The sequence below is a fragment of the Microbacterium sp. 01T413_2 genome, from assembly GCF_056398985.1.
Genome location: NZ_JBFTQL010000001.1, coordinates 99,555 through 114,830, shown reverse-complemented (window position 1 = coordinate 114,830; position 15,276 = coordinate 99,555). Strand labels below are relative to the sequence as shown.

Below are 15,276 nucleotides of genomic sequence, written 5' to 3'. Positions count from 1 at the left end.
AAGAGGCTAATGCAGAACGCAGCACGCGATGCCGGGACCGCCTCGACGGCCACCCGCTACCGCGAACGTCTCGCGCCGAGTCTGTGGCTGTTCCTCGCCGCGGCCCTCGGCGGCCCCATGCTCGCGCTGGTGTTCGTGCCGGCCGGATCGGGCGTCGCGCTGATCATCGGCATCGCCGCGACCGTCGCGATCATCGTCCTGATGATCGCCGGGTCGCCGCGCGTGGCGGTAGAGAAGCACGTACTACGCGCCGGCCGGGCCTGGATCGATGCCTCCTGGCTGGGCGAGCCGGAGGTCCGCACCGGGGATGATGCGCGTCAGGCGCGCGGCCCCGGCCTTACCGCCCGCGGCTGGCATCTGATCCGCGGCGGCATCGACGGCGTGGTGATCGTGCCGAATACGGATCCGGCAGACCCGGCGCCGAGCTGGACGATCTCCTCGCGCACGCCGGACCGGTTGGCCGCTGCGATCGACGCCGCTCGCGCCGCGGCGAACCCGCAGGCCTGAGCAGAAACCCGCACGACTCCGCCGTCTCGGATCCGCTTTCGCTGACGGCGGACGCCCGTGAACGCAGAACGCGCCCGGAACCGAGAAGGTCCGGGCGCGAGCAGCGAAGGGGAATCAGGCCGCGCATTCCTTGCAGATGGGGCCTGCCTTGTCCTCGTGGTCCAGCTGCGAACGGTGCTTCACGAGGAAGCAGCTGACACAGGTGAACTCGTCCTCCTGCGGGGGCAGCACCACGACGTCGAGCTCGACGTCGGAGAGGTCGGCTCCCGGAAGGTCGAATCCGCCCGGGTTGTCCGAATCCTCAGCGTCGATCGATCCCGACAGCTTGTCGGGGACGCGCTCCTTGAGAGCCTCGATCGACTCGCTCTCGTCTTCGTTCTTGCGCGGAGCGTCGTAATCGGTTGCCATGGGTTTGGATCTCCAGTCTCATCCTGCGAGCGGCTTGGCATCCTGCGTGTGCCGGGCGCCGGGGGTGTTCGGCGGCCCATAGTTTGCATGACGCGCGTGCAAATCGCAAATGCCGCTCTGTCTGCGCATCAGAACTCACGGCACGCCCGCGATATTCCCGGCGGCGCGCACACCGCATGACACCATGAACCGACACTCATTCTGAGGGGCTGAAGCCATGGAACACGTCACGATCGTCGGCGCGGAAGACGACGTCCTCGTTCTCGCCACCGAATCGGGAGAGCGATTCGCCCTCCCGATCGACGAGGTGCTGCGCGCCGAACTGCGCCGGGCCAAGGCCGGTCGCGAGGAGAAGGCTCCTCCGCTGGCTGCGAGTCCCCGCGAGATCCAGTCGCACATCCGCGCCGGGTTGTCCGCGACTGAGGTCGCCGAACTCCTCGGGGTGGACCTCGAAGTGGTGCAGCGCTTCGAGAGCCCCGTGCTCGCCGAGCGCGAGCACATCGTCGGTCAGGCCCTCGCCGTTCCTGTGCTGATCGGCAGCGAGGTCGAGCCCGATGCACAGCCGACGTTCGGCGTCGCGATCCGCGCCAAGCTCTCGGAGCTGGCGGCTGCCGACGAGCGGTGGGCGAGCTGGAAGGACGACACCGGCTGGGTCATCAAGCTCGAGTTCACCGCGAACGACGTCGAGCACGATGCGCGATGGTCGTTCGATCCGCGTCGCAGCGCGCTGGCGCCGCTCAATGCGGACGCCACGCAGCTGTCCCGCCAGGGCGCTCTGCCGGAGGGGCTGATCCCCCGTCTGCGCGCACTCGACAAGGACCGCTCGTCGCCGTACAAGGACGACACCCGATTCGATTCGGGCGCGTTCGGCCCGCGCCTGGTGCCCGCCCCCGCCGAGCCCGTCGAGGCGGAGGAGGACGGCGCGACCGTCGCACAGGAGCCCCGGTCTGCGCGACACCCTCAGACCGCATCCAACGCCCAGGAGGCGGCGACGCGCAGCGCGTCCTTCGCTCCTGCGACGCCGTCCGACACGGCTGACCTACTGGAGGCCCTGCGCCGCCGGCGCGGGCAGCGCGAGGTCCGACCCACCGTGGAGGAAGAGCCCGAGGAGTCCCGCCCGCTCGCCTTGTTCGAGGCCCTCGAGCCCGGATACGAGCCGGAGCCCGAGCAGTCGACGACGGCCCCCGTCTCGATCGACGGCGACTCCACCCCGCGCCGACGCCGGCGTGAGATGCCGTCCTGGGACGAGATCGTGTTCGGAGCCCGCAGCGACGACTGACCACGGCTGCAGCCGCTGATCGGCCCCGGTCGATCAGCGCGCGAAGGCGCCGAACCGGAGCGACGGCACGCGCAGCTCCTCCGAGCTGAGCGATCCGTGTTGACCGATCATGCCCTGTGAACGCTGATCCTCAGCGGTCCCGTCGTACAGCGCCCAAAGGCCACGGGCGGGTACCACGAGATCGCCGATCCGCTCCTGTGCCTCAGCGGTCGGAGCGGATCCGAACAGGCCGCCGTCGATCGCCTGCGCGCGCGTGAGCACGTCCGCAGCGCCCTCGACCCCCGCGGCCCAGGCCGCAGCGATCTCGTCGCGCCTGGCCGGATCCTCCACATAGACGTGCAGCATGCGCGGCTCCCCCGCGATCGCTGCGACCCCGTCATGCAGGCGGCTGCGCTCGTCGAGGATGAGATGCCTGGTGCGCGGCACGTCGACCATGCCGTGGTCGGCGGTGATCAGCATGCCCACGCCGTCGGGCGTCCCGGCGGGGATCGCCGCATCCAGCTCCTCGAGCGCGCGGACCCATTCCGCTGAGGCCATGCCGTGCTTGTGTCCGGCCTTGTCCGCCTCCGGGAGGTAGCAGTACACGAGTGACCCCTCGTGCTCCTCGGCGAGGCTCAGGGCCAATGCGACGCGCTCGGCCGCCGTGCGGGCGGAGCGGAACTCGGCACCCCGCAGGGTCGCCGCGGAGAAGCCGCTGCCGGCATACTCGGCCAGTCCCACGGCGAACGCCGGACGTCCCGCCGCGGTTGCGGTCTCGAACACGGTCGGCGTGCGCTGCCATTCGGTCGGATCGACGCGCGCCTTCTCCCAGCCTGCCAGCTGGTTGACCAGCACGCCGGTGCGCGGGTCTCTGACCTCGTAGCCGACCAGTCCGTGCCGGCCCGGATCCACGCCGGTCAGCAGGCTCGTGAGGGCGGCCGCGGTCGTGGACGGGAAGACGCTGGAGAGCACGTCCTTCTTCGCCATGGCCCCTGCCAGGCGGCGGGCATGGCCCGCATGCGCGCGCAGCGGGATCGCGCCCAGCCCGTCCATGACGACCAGTACCGCCGACCGCACCCCCGGCAGCACACCATCGCGGCCGTCCAGAGCGTTGAACAGGTCGTGCGCCACCCCGGTGATGCTCCGGAGTGAGGGCGGGATCGCCGGTAGCATGAGGGTCATCCGAGTCAGTCTCGCACAGAGCCCGGCACGGATCCGGCGTCGAGAACCGCTCCGCCGCCGCCCGAAACCCGCAGGAAGCCCATGCCCCGCACGACCACGCCGCCCGAGCCGATCGAAGAGCGCATCCAGGACATCGATCTCTCGAGCGAGATGCAGGGATCGTTCCTGGAGTACGCCTACTCGGTCATCTACTCCCGCGCGCTGCCGGACGCGCGCGACGGGCTCAAGCCGGTGCAGCGCCGGATCCTGTTCCAGATGGCGGAGATGGGCCTGCGCCCCGACCGCGGCCACGTCAAGAGCGCCCGCGTCGTGGGCGACGTGATGGGCAAGCTGCACCCGCACGGCGACTCCGCGATCTACGACGCTCTGGTCCGCCTCGCGCAGCCCTTCGCGCTGCGCCTGCCTCTCGTGGACGGACACGGCAACTTCGGCTCCCTGGACGATGGTCCCGCCGCCTCCCGCTACACCGAGGCGCGCCTCGCCCCCTCCTCTCTCGCGCTGACCGAGAGCCTGGACGAGGACGTCGTCGACTTCGTGCCGAACTACGACGGCCAGTTCCAGCAGCCCTCCGTGCTGCCCGCCGCGTTCCCGAACCTGCTGGTCAACGGCGCGAGCGGCATCGCGGTCGGCATGGCCACCAACATGGCGCCGCACAACCTCATCGAGGTCGTGGCAGCGGCCATCCACCTCCTCGAGCACCCGGAGGCCACCACCGAGGAGCTCATGGAGTTCGTCCCGGGCCCCGACTTCCCCTCGGGCGGCATCGTGATGGGCCTCGACGGCGTCCGCGACGCCTACGCGAACGGCCGCGGAGCGTTCAAGGTGCGAGGCAAGGTCTCCATCGAGCCGCTCGGACCGCGCCGTACCGGCATCGTGGTCACCGAGCTGCCCTACATGGTCGGGCCCGAACGGGTGATCGAGAAGATCCGCGACGCCGTGCAGGCGAAGAAGCTCCAGGGCATCAGCGATGTCAACGATCTGACCGACCGCAATCACGGTCTGCGGATCCAGATCGGCATCAAGACGGGCTTCGACCCGAATGCGGTGCTGGAGCAGCTGTACCGGCTGACGCCGATCGAGGATTCCTTCAGCATCAACAACGTCGCCCTCGTCGACGGGCAGCCGCGCACGCTCGGACTCAAGGAGCTGCTCAGCGTCTATGTGCGGCACCGTCTCGAGGTCGTCACGCGCCGCAGCCGGTACCGCCTGGCCCGCCGCGAGGAGCGCCTGCACCTCGTCGAGGGCCTCCTCATCGCGATCCTCGACATCGACGAGGTCATCCAGGTCATCCGCTCCTCCGACGACTCGGAGCAGGCCCGCAGCCGCCTGCAGAGCGTCTTCGACCTCAGCGAGCGGCAGGCCGAGTACATCCTCGAGCTGCGCCTGCGTCGGCTCACCAAGTTCTCCCGCATCGAGCTGGAGACCGAGCGCGACGCGCTGCTCGCGGAGATCGCGGCGCTGCAGGAGCTGCTCGGCAGCGAGGCCCTGCTGCGCGGCCAGGTCGCGACCGAGCTCGATGCGGCGGCCGAGGCCTACGGCACCCCGCGGCGCACCCTGCTGCTCAACGCCGCGCCGCCCAAGGCCCGCGCTGCCAAGGGGCCCGTGGACACGCAGATCGCCGACGCGCCGACCGTCGTGGTCCTCTCCACCACCGGCCGCGCCGTGCGGGTGGATCTCGAGCCCGGTCAGGAGCTCTCCCCCGCCTCCCGGCGCAGCAAGCACGACGCGATCCTCGCCACGCTGGAGACCACGACCCGCACCGAGATCGGCGCGGTCACCACGGCGGGCCGGGTCCTGCGCTTCACCGCGATGGACCTGCCGTCCGTGCCGTCCGCCTCGGTGCACCTCGCCGCGGGCGTGCCGCTGCGCGACTACATCGGGCTGCTCGACAAGAGTGAGCGGATCCTCGCGCTCGTGCGCTTCGACGATGACACGCCGATCGCGCTGGGCACGCGCACCGGCGTCGTGAAGCGGGTCGTGCCGTCTTCCCTCCCCGTGAAGCCCGAGCTCGAGATCATCGGGTTGAAGCCCGGCGACGCGGTCGTCGGCGCGGGCGCGGCCCCCGACGACGCCGAACTCGTGTTCGTCACGAGCGACGCCCAGCTGCTGCACTTCGCCGCGTCGGGAGTGCGCCCCCAGGGAGCGCCCGCGGGTGGCATGGCCGGCATCAAGCTCGGCGCCAAGGCCGAGGTGATCGCCTTCTCCGTGCTCGCCGCCGATGCGGAGGCGATCGTGGTGACCGTGTCCGGCGCGACCGGGATGATCGCCGGCACCGACGCGGGCCGCGCGAAGTCGTCCCGGTTCTCCGAGTTCCCCGGCAAGGGGCGCGCCACCGGCGGTGTCCGCGCGCACGCCTTCCTCAAGGGCGAGGACCGGCTGATGCTGGCCTGGGTCGGCACGGAGCCCGCGCTCGCGGTCGGCCCGGACGGATCGGCCCGTACCCTGCCGGAGGCCGGCGCCAAGCGCGACGGGTCCGGACAGGCCATCGACGGCGTGATCGGGTCGATCGGCGGTGTGCTCGGCGCCTGATCGCCGGGTGCCGTCGCCTACAGCCGCAGCGCCAGCGCGTTGGCCGTGAGACCGGCCGCCGTTCCGCACAGCACGACGGTGTCGCCCGTGCCGACGCGGCCGGATTCCAGGGCACGGGTCAGCATGAACGGCACCGACGCGGAGACCATGTTGCCGAACGCCTCGACCTCGTCGACGCGCCGGTCACCGGGCACGCCGATCCGGTCGAGCATCGGACCGAGCGCCGCCGACGCCTGATGCGGGATCCACAGGGCGATGTCGTCGTGGGCGAGGCCGGCCCTCCGCAGGAACCGGTCGAAGAAATCGGGCAGCACGCGCATCATGCCGAGCAGCGCCCGCCGGCCGTCCATGTCGAACAGGTAGTCGGCCGGATCCGTGACGGCGTACTGCTGGGCGGGCGAGTGCGACAACCCTCCGCGCAGCTCGGTGTCGTGCACGTGCGCGGGCCAGGTCTGCTGCTGACTGGCCACCACGCCCCGATCCGGCGCGGTCGCGCGACGGAGCAGGACCGCCACGGCGGCATCGCTGAAGAGTTCGAAGCTCTCCCGCTGGTCGGGGTTGAGGAACCGCGACGCGACGTCGCCCGCCACGACCAGCACGGTCTGGTGGTCGCCGCCCTCCAGATAGCGGGAGGCGATGTCGAGAGCGGTCACGAAGCTCGTGCAGGTCGAGTTGACGTCGAAGGCGGCTGCATGGCCGGCCGAGGTGAGGCGCTCCCACACGAGCGCCGCCGTGCACGGGATCGGCTGGACGCCGGCGGCGGATGCGCCGAGCACCAGATCGATGTCATCGGTCGTCAGGCCCGCATGTTCGATGGCGCGCCGCCCGGCTTCGGCGAGCATGTCGAGGTGCGACACGTCATCCTCGACCCGATATCGCACGCTCTCGCCGAACCGTACCGTGCGGCTCGGGAGCACCCTGCCCCATCCCGCGATCTCACAGCTCCGCATCGTCACGATCCCCCCTCCAGCGCCGCTCCACGCGCCGCAGCTTCCGTCCCGGCTCCGGTGCATACGGCACGAAACGCAGCTCTGCGCGGTCGGCACCGAGACGGTCCGCCAATGTTCCCAGTTCCGCCGCGACGTTCGCCTGCACCAGGGCGAGCGGTGTGTCCGCCGCCGCTTCGATGCCGACCTCGAGCTCGCGACGGCCAGTCTGCACGATCCGGTACTCCGCCACGCCGTCCGCATACACCAGGGCGCGGGACACGAGATCGGCGAACACGTCGACGACGCCGCCGTCCTGCCCGGGCAGTCGCAGCGTGTCGCCTTCGCGTCCCTCGATCCGAGCCAACGCGGTCAAAGCGCTCCCGCACGGACAGGGCGCCTCGCGCTCGCGCAGCACGTCGCCGAGGCGATAGCGCACGATCGGCTGCGCCCGGCGGCGCAGATCCGTCACGATGGGCGCGAACCTGTCGTCGCCCAGCGGCTCGCGCTCGATGAGCACGCCGTCTTCGTTGAGGTGCAGCACGCCCTGCTCGCACGTGTGCGCGAGGAACCCTTCGGTGCACTGATACAGCTGATGGATCCGCTCCTGCCGGAGACCGGCCGCGATCCTGCGCGCATCCGAGACCTCGAGCACCTCGGCGACGGCGTAGACCTTCTCCGGGCGCACGGCGATGGCGCCGCTCTCCGCAGCGCGTGCGATCGCCAGCAGCACCGAGGGCGGTGCGACCAGGATCGTCGGCGCGTACCGGGCCAGGCGCTCGAGGTTCTCCGTCATCTCCGCGAACACGTCGAAGTAGGAAAAGGAGACGGCGCGAGATCGGACCGCCTCGTACAGCGTGTTGTCGGCCCGAAGGAACAGCGCGATGCGGTGTCCGAGGATGCGCCCTCGCGGCAGGGTGCGGGCGAGCACCGTCCCCGCCCATGCCTCCCGCTCCGCACCGCTCACGAGGAACAGGCCGCGGTGTCCGCTGGTACCGCTGGACAGCCCGATCGAGCAGCCCTTGAGATCGGCCGCGAAGTCGCGGGAGCGCTCGTTCGCGAGAGCGATCCGCATCGCCTCGTCGCGATGGACGCCGACCGTGTTCAGCTCGTCGAAGCGTTCCATCATGACGCGCTTGTCCATGAGCGGCAGCGCGGCGAGATCGGCGGAATTCGCGCCGATGAGCGGGCGGAAGTACGCGGATCTGCGCCGCAGGAACCGCAGGTGACGGCGCAGCAGGCGCCGCTGCCGGCGTTCCACGGCCGCGCGCGTGCGCAACGGCCGCAGCCAGCGTGCGGCGGCGAACTCCGCAACGATGCGCAGCCGGCTCATCGCGGGAGCAGCTCTCGGTCACCGATCGGATCGTGACTGCACACCACTCTGACGCCCGCTCGCGAGAGCGCGACAAGTCGACGTGCGGTGTCGCGGTACGCATCGCCGTCGTGCTGCAGCGCGCGCGGCAGGGCCCGCATGCGCGGCTCCTCTGCGAGCAGATCCGACCCCCAGGCGGCGTCCCCGGCGAGCAGCACCCGGTCGTCCACCAGCGCCCCGATGTGCCCCTGCGCGTGCCCAGGGAGGTCGACGATCCTCAGTCCCGCCCCGGGGAACGGATCCGCGATGTGCAGCGTCACGCCCGCGACGTGCGCCTGAGTGAAGTCCGCCCGATCGAGGATGAGCGGATCGACCCCGGGGAACCATGTCGGCAGCAGTCCGGTCAGGATCGCGTCGCGCAGACGTGCCCGTCGCAGGGTCGCCAGCTGTCCGGCCGTCGCCACGATGCGCGCCGACGGGAACCGCGCGATCCCGCCGATGTGGTCGGGATGCAGATGAGTGAGCACGACATGCGTCACGCTGTCCGGTGCGACGCCGTCGTCCGTGAGCTGGCGCGCGACGTCGTCGGGAGCGGACATCGTGGGCGGCAGGATGCGCCGGTACACGGCGCCGCGCCAGCCCGTGTCCCAGGGCTCCGGGGCATAACCCGTGTCGACAAGGATCCGGCGTCCGTCCCCGGGCTCGTACAGGAACACCCCCGAGGGGAACCCGCGCACCTCGCGTCCGCCGCCGCGGAAGAGGATGCCGATGTCGTGCACCGTGCTCCCGCACGCGTAGTGCCGCAGCCGGCGCGTCATGCGGCTGCGTCCGTGCGTGCGCGCAGGTCGGCGACGGCGCGGTCGAGCGCCTCGTCGAGCGACACCCCGGGTGCGTAGCCGAGTTCCTCCCGCGCGCGGGAGATGTCGAGGGTCTGCGCGAACGCGATGGTCGAGAGCGTGTAGCGGGTCAGCGGCGGCTCAGGACGGCCGGGAAGCACGCGGCAGACTCCCTCGAGCGCCGACGCGAGCGCCCATGCACCCCGGCGCGGCAGCCGCCGGAACCGGGGCGTCTCGCCGAGCCGCGACAGCAGGCCCTCGAGCAGCTCTCGGAACGGCCGGGGATCGCCGTTGCTGATGTTGTACACGCCGCCGGTCGGATCCCCTTCGCTCAACGCGAGGCGGAGTGCGGTGGCCACGTTCTCCACCGCAGTCACATCGATGAGGTTGCGCCCCTCATCGAAGAGCGGCACGCCGATGCGACGATGCACGGCGAGCAGGCGCGGGACCAGGCTCGGATCACCGGCGCCGATGAGTCCGCGCGGGCGCAGGATCACGAGTTCCCGGATCCGCCCGGCCCGCTGCGCCCGGTGCAGCAGCTGCTCGGCGGCGAGCTTCGAGCGGATGTAGTCGTTCAGGCGATTGCCCGGATCCACCTCTTCCTCACGGATGCCGATCCGATCACGCGCGGCCGCGTACACGCTCGGCGACGACACGAAGACGAACCGGCGCACCCCGCCCTTCTCGGCGAAACGCAGGGCCGCAGCCGTTCCCTCGACGTTGGCGGCCAGGAAGTCGCGCGGACGTCCCCACGGCGTCGACAGCGCTGCGCAGTGCACGACCGCCTCGACGGGGCGTGCCGCATCCGGAAGATCGGCCAGCGCAGAGACCAGGGTCTCCTCCGGGGCCGCGATCCGGGCGAGCGCCTCCGCATTGCGCCCCGAGGCCAGGACCGGAAGGCCGTGCGCCCTGAGCTCTCGCACGACGTATCCGCCGAGGAAGCCGCCGGCGCCGGTCACGAGCACGGGCCGGGCGGACGCAGACATGCCCCGATGCTATGGCACGATCGCGCCCCCGACGGGAGGTCCGGTGCACATGCGATGAGGCTCGGGGTCCGCCCTAGAGTGAGACGGTGCGCATCGCGATGGTCACGGACTACTACCTGCCCACGCTCGGCGGCGTCCAGACCGCGATCAAGGCGCAGCGCGAAGAGCTCGTGAGCGCGGGGCACGAGGTCGTCGTGTTCGCCCCTCTGAGCGAACCCTCGTCCGACCCGCCTGTCGTGCGGTTGCCGACGGCGCGCGGCTTCGCCCCCGACGGCTACCCGTTCACCTGGCCCCTGCGGGACGCCGCCGCCCAGCTCGAACGCGAACTCGCAGGCTTCGACGTCGTGCACGTGCACACCGAGATGTTCGCCGCGCTCGCCGCCTATCGCGCCGCCCGGGCGCTCGGCATCCCGCTCGTGCAGACCATGCACGGGCGCATCGACGTCTACACGCGCTCGGTGCTGCCCCTGCCGGCGATCACGACGGTGCTGCTCGCCGGCCTGCATCGCCGCGGGCTCGGCTCTGCGCCCGGTTCACGACCGCTTCCCCTCGACACGCGCGCGCACTACACCCGCACCCGCACGGCCCGTCGGATGTGGCGGCTCATGGTGAGCCAGGCGGAGCGCGCGGATCGGGTGATCGTGCCCTCCGCGCACTTCGCGGCGAAACTGGTGGCACAGGGTGTGCAGACGCCGGTGGACGTGCTCTCGAACGGGCTCGAGGCGACGGTGCTCGATGCGATCGGGACGCCCGTCCCGCGCCGGCCGGAGCCGGGAGCCGCGCTGCGGGTGCTCTGGTGCGGACGCCTGTCGCCGGAGAAGCGTCCTGAGATCTTCCTCGACGCCGTGTCCCGCACACCCGGGATCGAGGCCGTGATGCTGGGTGACGGCATCTCACGCCGGACGGTCGCGCGTGAGGCGTCCCGGATCGGATTCGGGCGGGCCGACGTGCGCGGAGCCGTGCCGCAGTCCGAGGTGCTCGACGCGATGCGCACGGCGCACGTGCTGGTGTCCAGCTCCTTCGATTTCGACAACCAGCCGATGGTGCTGCTGGAGGCCGTCGCGGCGGGGCTGCCGGTGATCGTCGCGGATCCCGAGCTGTCCGAGACCCTGCCTCGTCAGGGCCATCTGGTCGCGTCGCGGCCGGATGCCGCCGGTCTCGCAGACGCTCTCGCCGCGCTCCGCGACGATCCGGCGCGCGTCGCCGGCATGAGCGCGGCCGCGATCGCACATCGACCGCATGTCGCGCAGAGCGCCCACCGCGGTGAGCTGCTCCGCGTCTATTGTGCGGCCGGGGCCGCGCGAGCCGCGCGCTGACCCTCAGTCCTCGACGAGGGCGGCCCCGAGCTCCGCGAAGCCCTCCGCGATCACCTCGGCGAGGGTCGCCGCATGAACGCCATCCGGATCCAGATCCGGATCGAACACCGACACGGCAGCGCCCCATGCGTGCGGAGCGAGGTCGCGCAGCAGGCCGATCAGCTCGTCCGGAGCGAGGCCACCCGGGTCGGGGCTGTCCACGGCCGGCATGTGCAAGGGGTCGAGGACGTCGACGTCCACCTGGATCCAGTAGTCGCGCTCGAGCCCCTCGACCGCCCGCACGCGCGACGCTGCCCGCGCGGCGCCGTGCAGGATCACGTCGTCCGCGGGAACGACGAGGGCGATCGCCTCGCGCACCTCGTCGACGAACGCGTCCTCGTAGCGGTGGCCGATGTGCGCGACGCGCGCGGCGTCGAAGTACGGCCCCAGTCCGTCGATCTCGGCGAGTTCCGGCGTGTGACGGCCGATCGCGATCGCCAGATCCTCGCCGGCGACGCTGCCTACCCCTGTGCTGTTGCCGGGATGGCGGAAGTCGGTGTGACCGTCGATGTGCACGAGCCCACCGCCGCCGGTCACCCGCGACGCCAGGCCTGCGGCGATCGCGAGGCTGCAGTCTCCGCCGAGCACGAGCGGCGCCTGGCCAGACTCCCTGATGTCGAACAGCCGATGGGCGAGCCGCCGGGCGTGCTCCACGATCGCCGCCTGGTTGCGCACCGTGCCCGCCGGACGGCGTCCGTCATCGTCCACGTAGCGTCCGGGCAGCACGACGCCGGCGTCGACCGCTCCCGCGGCGTACAGCCGCCGGTGCAGACCCGCCTCGCGTAGGGCTTCGGGCGCCTTCGCCGTGCCGGGCACACCGCCGCGCACCGGCGGGCGCAGTCCGAGGTTCGTGGGGGCGGAGACGATGGCGACCATCGACTCAGTCTGTCAAGACGCCGCGACGGACTCGGCAGCCGCGCGCGGATCGCGGCGCATCCAGATGTCGATGCCGTCGTTCTGCTCGACGACGAAGCCATGCCGCTCGTACAGACGCCGCGCGGCGGATCCGACGAGCACCTGAAGCCGCAAAGGCCGATCAGCGGGTGCGTCGGCCAGCACGGCACGAAGAACGGACGATCCGATCCCGCGGCCCTGGTGCGGCCCGTCGAGATAGAACATCTCCAGCCACAACGCGTCATGATCGGGGCGCAGTGTGATCGTGCCTGCGGTCTCACCGTCGACGGCGATCATCCAGGTGTGCTCCGGCGAGAAGTGCTCGACGACCCGGGCGCGCGAGCGCGCCGGATCCCAGCCGACCAGCGGTTCCAGATCCTGCCGCAGCACCCTCTCCTTGAGCGCCGCGATCGCGTCGACGTCGCCCGGAAGCGCGGGACGCAGCGACACATCCGAGGGGAGCGCGGCCATCAGGCGTCGATCGCCTCGCGGGCCAGGCGATCGGACGAATCGATGATGAACTCGCGTCGCGGGGCGACCTCGTTGCCCATCAGCAGCTCGAACACCCGCCCCGCGGCCTCGGCGTCCTCCATGCGCACACGGCGCAGCAGGCGGCCGGAACGATCCATCGTGGTGGAGGCGAGCTGCTCGGCGTCCATCTCACCGAGACCCTTGTACCGCTGGATCGGCTCGTGCCAGCGCTTGTTCTGCTTGCGCAGCTTCGCGAGCAGGGTGTGCAGTTCGCCCTCGCTGTAGGTGTAGATCGTCTCGTTCGGCTTGGATCCGGGGTTCATCACGATGACGCGGTGCAGGGGCGGCACTGCGGCGAAGACCCGGCCGTCCTCGATGAGCGGGCGCATGTAGCGGTAGAACAGCGTCAGGAGCAGCGTGCGGATGTGCGCGCCGTCGACGTCGGCGTCGCTCATCAGGATGACCTTCCCGTAGCGCGCCGCCGCGAGGTCGAAGGAGCGACCGGATCCGGCTCCGATCACCTGGATGATGGAGGCGCACTCCAGATTCGACAGCATGTCGCTGACCGACGCCTTCTGCACGTTCAGGATCTTGCCGCGGATCGGCAGGAGTGCCTGGTACTCGCTCGTGCGGGCGTGCTTGGCCGTGCCGAGCGCGGAGTCGCCCTCCACGATGAACAGCTCGGTCTGTGCGACGTCGGTGGACCGGCAGTCGACGAGCTTCGCCGGCAGCGACGACGACTCCAGCGCGTTCTTGCGGCGCTGGGTCTCCTTGTGGGCACGGGCGGAGACGCGCGCCTTCATCTCGGCGACGATCTTGTCCAGCAGCATCGACGCCTGGTTCTTGTCATCGCGCTTGGTCGAGGCGAAACGCTCGCCGAGCGCCTTGCGGACCACCTGCGCGACGATCGTACGCACGGCCGGCGTGCCGAGGACCTCCTTGGTCTGCCCCTCGAACTGCGGTTCGGGGACGTTGACGGTCAGCACGGCGGTGAGCCCCGCGAGAACGTCGTCCTTCTCGATCTTGTCGTTGCCGGCCTTCAGGCGACGGGCGTTCTGCTCGACCTGGGCGCGCAGCACCTTGAGGAGCTCCTGCTCGAAGCCCTGCTGATGCGTCCCGCCCTTGGGCGTGGCGATGATGTTCACGAACGAGCGCATGCTCGTGTCGTATCCCGTCCCCCAGCGCAGGGCGATGTCGACGGCGCAGACGCGCTCCACCTCGGTCGCGACCATGTGGCCGTCGGGCTGCAGCACCGGCACGGTCTCCTTGAACGTGCCCTCGCCCTGCACGCGCCAGGTGTCCGTGACGGGCGCGTCCGTTGCGAGGTACTCGACGAACTCCGCGATGCCGCCCTCGTAGTGGTACGAGGTCTCGTTCACCGCGTCCATGGCGCTGGTGGCCGGCTCGCCTTCGACGCCGTCCTGCGACGTCGCAGAAGTCGCCGCGCGCTCGTCCCGGACCACGAGCTCGAGTCCCGGCACGAGGAACGCGGTCTGCCGTGCACGGGTCTCGAGGTCGGCGAGCTGGAACGCGGCGTCCTTGGTGAAGATCTGCCGGTCGGCCCAGTAGCGGATCCGGGTGCCGGTGACGCCCCGCGGCGCCTTGCCGATCACGCGCAGCTCGCTGTTGTCCTGGAACGGCGTGAAAGGCGCGTCCGGCCTCTTCTCCCCCGCATCCGTGAAGATCCCGGGCTCGCCGCGACGGAACGACATCGCGTAGACCTTGCCGCCGCGGTCTACCTCGACGTCGAGACGTTCGGACAGGGCGTTCACCACCGAGGCGCCGACGCCGTGCAGGCCGCCCGATGCCGCGTATGAACCGCCGCCGAACTTGCCTCCCGCATGCAGCTTCGTGAAGACGACCTCGACGCCGGTGAGACCCGTGCGCGGTTCGACATCGACCGGGATGCCGCGCCCGCGGTCGTGCACCTCGACGCTGCCATCGGGATGAAGGATGATGTCGATCTTCGAGCCGTTGCCCGCGACGGCCTCGTCGACGGAGTTGTCGATGATCTCCCAGAGACAGTGCATGAGGCCCGGGGAGCCGTTCGAGCCGATGTACATTCCGGGCCGCTTGCGGACGGCTTCGAGACCCTCGAGGACCTGGAGATGATGGGCGGAGTACTCGGCTGTCACAATCCCCCATCGTATCGAGCAGCACGGACTTGGCCCCGACGACACTCCTGGCCGTCACCCGCTCGTCACCGGGCGCGTACGCGGTGAGCGAAACACGCCGTCTCGCGGGCATGACTCTCAGCTCTGCGTGGTTGTATTGAGCACACTCCACACAGCGGACCCGAACAACGAGGAGGCATCGAGATGAACGCGACGACCGAACGGGATAGCACAGTCATCCCCCGCCTCACGGCGATGGACCGATGCGACTCCTGCGGAGCCCAGGCCTACATCGCCGCCGAGGTCAACGGCAGCGAGCTTCTGTTCTGCGCCCACCACGGACGCAAGTACGAGGAGAAGCTCCGCGCGGTGGCCACGAGCTGGCACGACGAGACGTCGCGTCTGCTCGAAGGCTGACCCGCCCATAGACAGAAGCGCCCGGTGTCCTCGGACATCGGGCGCTTTGCTTTCTGCGGCGGGCGACTCCGAGAACGGGAA

14 protein-coding genes are annotated in these 15,276 nt (G+C 70.7%); 5 read left to right on the top strand and 9 right to left on the bottom strand.

Annotation, left to right across the window (positions count from 1 at the left end; translation table 11 throughout):
* Positions 1-9 precede the first annotated feature (9 nt).
* A complete protein-coding gene (locus AC1DMN_RS00565) occupies positions 10-507 on the top strand; it encodes a DUF3093 domain-containing protein (RefSeq protein WP_477229039.1) in 498 nt (165 codons plus the stop codon).
* A gap of 114 nt (positions 508-621) precedes the next feature.
* Here the strand turns inward: AC1DMN_RS00565 and AC1DMN_RS00560 are convergent, their stop codons facing one another.
* Positions 622-915, bottom strand: a complete 294-nt coding sequence (locus AC1DMN_RS00560; protein ID WP_440731856.1) for a DUF4193 domain-containing protein — start codon at positions 913-915, stop codon at positions 622-624.
* Between the two features lie 217 nt (positions 916-1,132).
* Between AC1DMN_RS00560 and sepH the strand changes: the two genes are divergently transcribed.
* Positions 1,133-2,194, top strand: coding sequence for a septation protein SepH (gene sepH, locus AC1DMN_RS00555; RefSeq protein WP_477229038.1), 1,062 nt, complete (start codon positions 1,133-1,135; stop codon positions 2,192-2,194).
* A gap of 33 nt (positions 2,195-2,227) precedes the next feature.
* On the opposite strand, the gene AC1DMN_RS00550 is transcribed toward sepH, so the two are convergent.
* Entirely contained in the window at positions 2,228-3,355 is a 1,128-nt protein-coding gene (locus AC1DMN_RS00550; RefSeq protein WP_477229037.1) for an alkaline phosphatase family protein, read from the bottom strand.
* Positions 3,356-3,436: 81 nt separating this feature from the next.
* Between AC1DMN_RS00550 and AC1DMN_RS00545 the strand changes: the two genes are divergently transcribed.
* The gene (locus tag AC1DMN_RS00545) at positions 3,437-5,884 is read left to right on the top strand and encodes a DNA gyrase/topoisomerase IV subunit A (protein ID WP_477229036.1); all 2,448 of its coding nucleotides are present in this window, start codon (positions 3,437-3,439) and stop codon (positions 5,882-5,884) included.
* A 17-nt stretch (positions 5,885-5,901) separates the two neighbouring features.
* Here AC1DMN_RS00545 and AC1DMN_RS00540 read toward each other — a convergent pair whose 3' ends face one another.
* From AC1DMN_RS00540 to AC1DMN_RS00525, 4 genes are all read right to left on the bottom strand, one after another.
* Complete coding sequence (locus tag AC1DMN_RS00540) at positions 5,902-6,741, bottom strand: 3-oxoacyl-ACP synthase III family protein (RefSeq protein WP_477229035.1); 840 nt, start codon at positions 6,739-6,741, stop codon at positions 5,902-5,904.
* A 79-nt stretch (positions 6,742-6,820) separates the two neighbouring features.
* Positions 6,821-8,143, bottom strand: a complete 1,323-nt coding sequence (locus AC1DMN_RS00535; protein ID WP_477229034.1) for a F390 synthetase-related protein — start codon at positions 8,141-8,143, stop codon at positions 6,821-6,823.
* On the bottom strand, positions 8,140-8,940 hold the full coding sequence (locus AC1DMN_RS00530) for an MBL fold metallo-hydrolase (protein WP_477229033.1): 801 nt from the start codon (positions 8,938-8,940) through the stop codon (positions 8,140-8,142). The genes AC1DMN_RS00535 and AC1DMN_RS00530 overlap by 4 nt, the downstream gene beginning before the upstream one ends.
* Positions 8,937-9,944: an NAD-dependent epimerase/dehydratase family protein gene (locus tag AC1DMN_RS00525; protein WP_477229032.1), complete on the bottom strand. Its 1,008-nt coding sequence runs from the start codon at positions 9,942-9,944 to the stop codon at positions 8,937-8,939. The genes AC1DMN_RS00530 and AC1DMN_RS00525 overlap by 4 nt, the downstream gene beginning before the upstream one ends.
* Positions 9,945-10,030: 86 nt before the next feature.
* Between AC1DMN_RS00525 and AC1DMN_RS00520 the strand changes: the two genes are divergently transcribed.
* Positions 10,031-11,260: a glycosyltransferase gene (locus AC1DMN_RS00520; protein ID WP_477229031.1), complete on the top strand. Its 1,230-nt coding sequence runs from the start codon at positions 10,031-10,033 to the stop codon at positions 11,258-11,260.
* Positions 11,261-11,263: 3 nt separating this feature from the next.
* On the opposite strand, the gene AC1DMN_RS00515 is transcribed toward AC1DMN_RS00520, so the two are convergent.
* From AC1DMN_RS00515 to AC1DMN_RS00505, 3 genes are read right to left on the bottom strand one after another with little or no spacing between them, the layout of a single operon-like run.
* On the bottom strand, positions 11,264-12,175 hold the full coding sequence (locus tag AC1DMN_RS00515; RefSeq protein WP_477229030.1) for an arginase family protein: 912 nt from the start codon (positions 12,173-12,175) through the stop codon (positions 11,264-11,266).
* Positions 12,176-12,187: 12 nt separating this feature from the next.
* Entirely contained in the window at positions 12,188-12,664 is a 477-nt protein-coding gene (locus tag AC1DMN_RS00510) for a GNAT family N-acetyltransferase (protein WP_440731866.1), read from the bottom strand.
* Positions 12,664-14,799 carry a DNA gyrase/topoisomerase IV subunit B gene (locus AC1DMN_RS00505; protein ID WP_477229029.1) on the bottom strand — a complete coding sequence of 712 codons (2,136 nt, stop codon included), beginning with the start codon at positions 14,797-14,799 and terminating at the stop codon, positions 12,664-12,666. Before AC1DMN_RS00505 ends, AC1DMN_RS00510 begins: the two co-directional genes overlap by 1 nt.
* A gap of 183 nt (positions 14,800-14,982) precedes the next feature.
* On the opposite strand from AC1DMN_RS00505, the gene AC1DMN_RS00500 reads away from it, so the two are divergent.
* Positions 14,983-15,195 (top strand): DUF7455 domain-containing protein, encoded by a 213-nt coding sequence (locus AC1DMN_RS00500; RefSeq protein WP_440731868.1) that lies wholly within the window; start codon positions 14,983-14,985, stop codon positions 15,193-15,195.
* Positions 15,196-15,276: the final 81 nt, after the last annotated feature.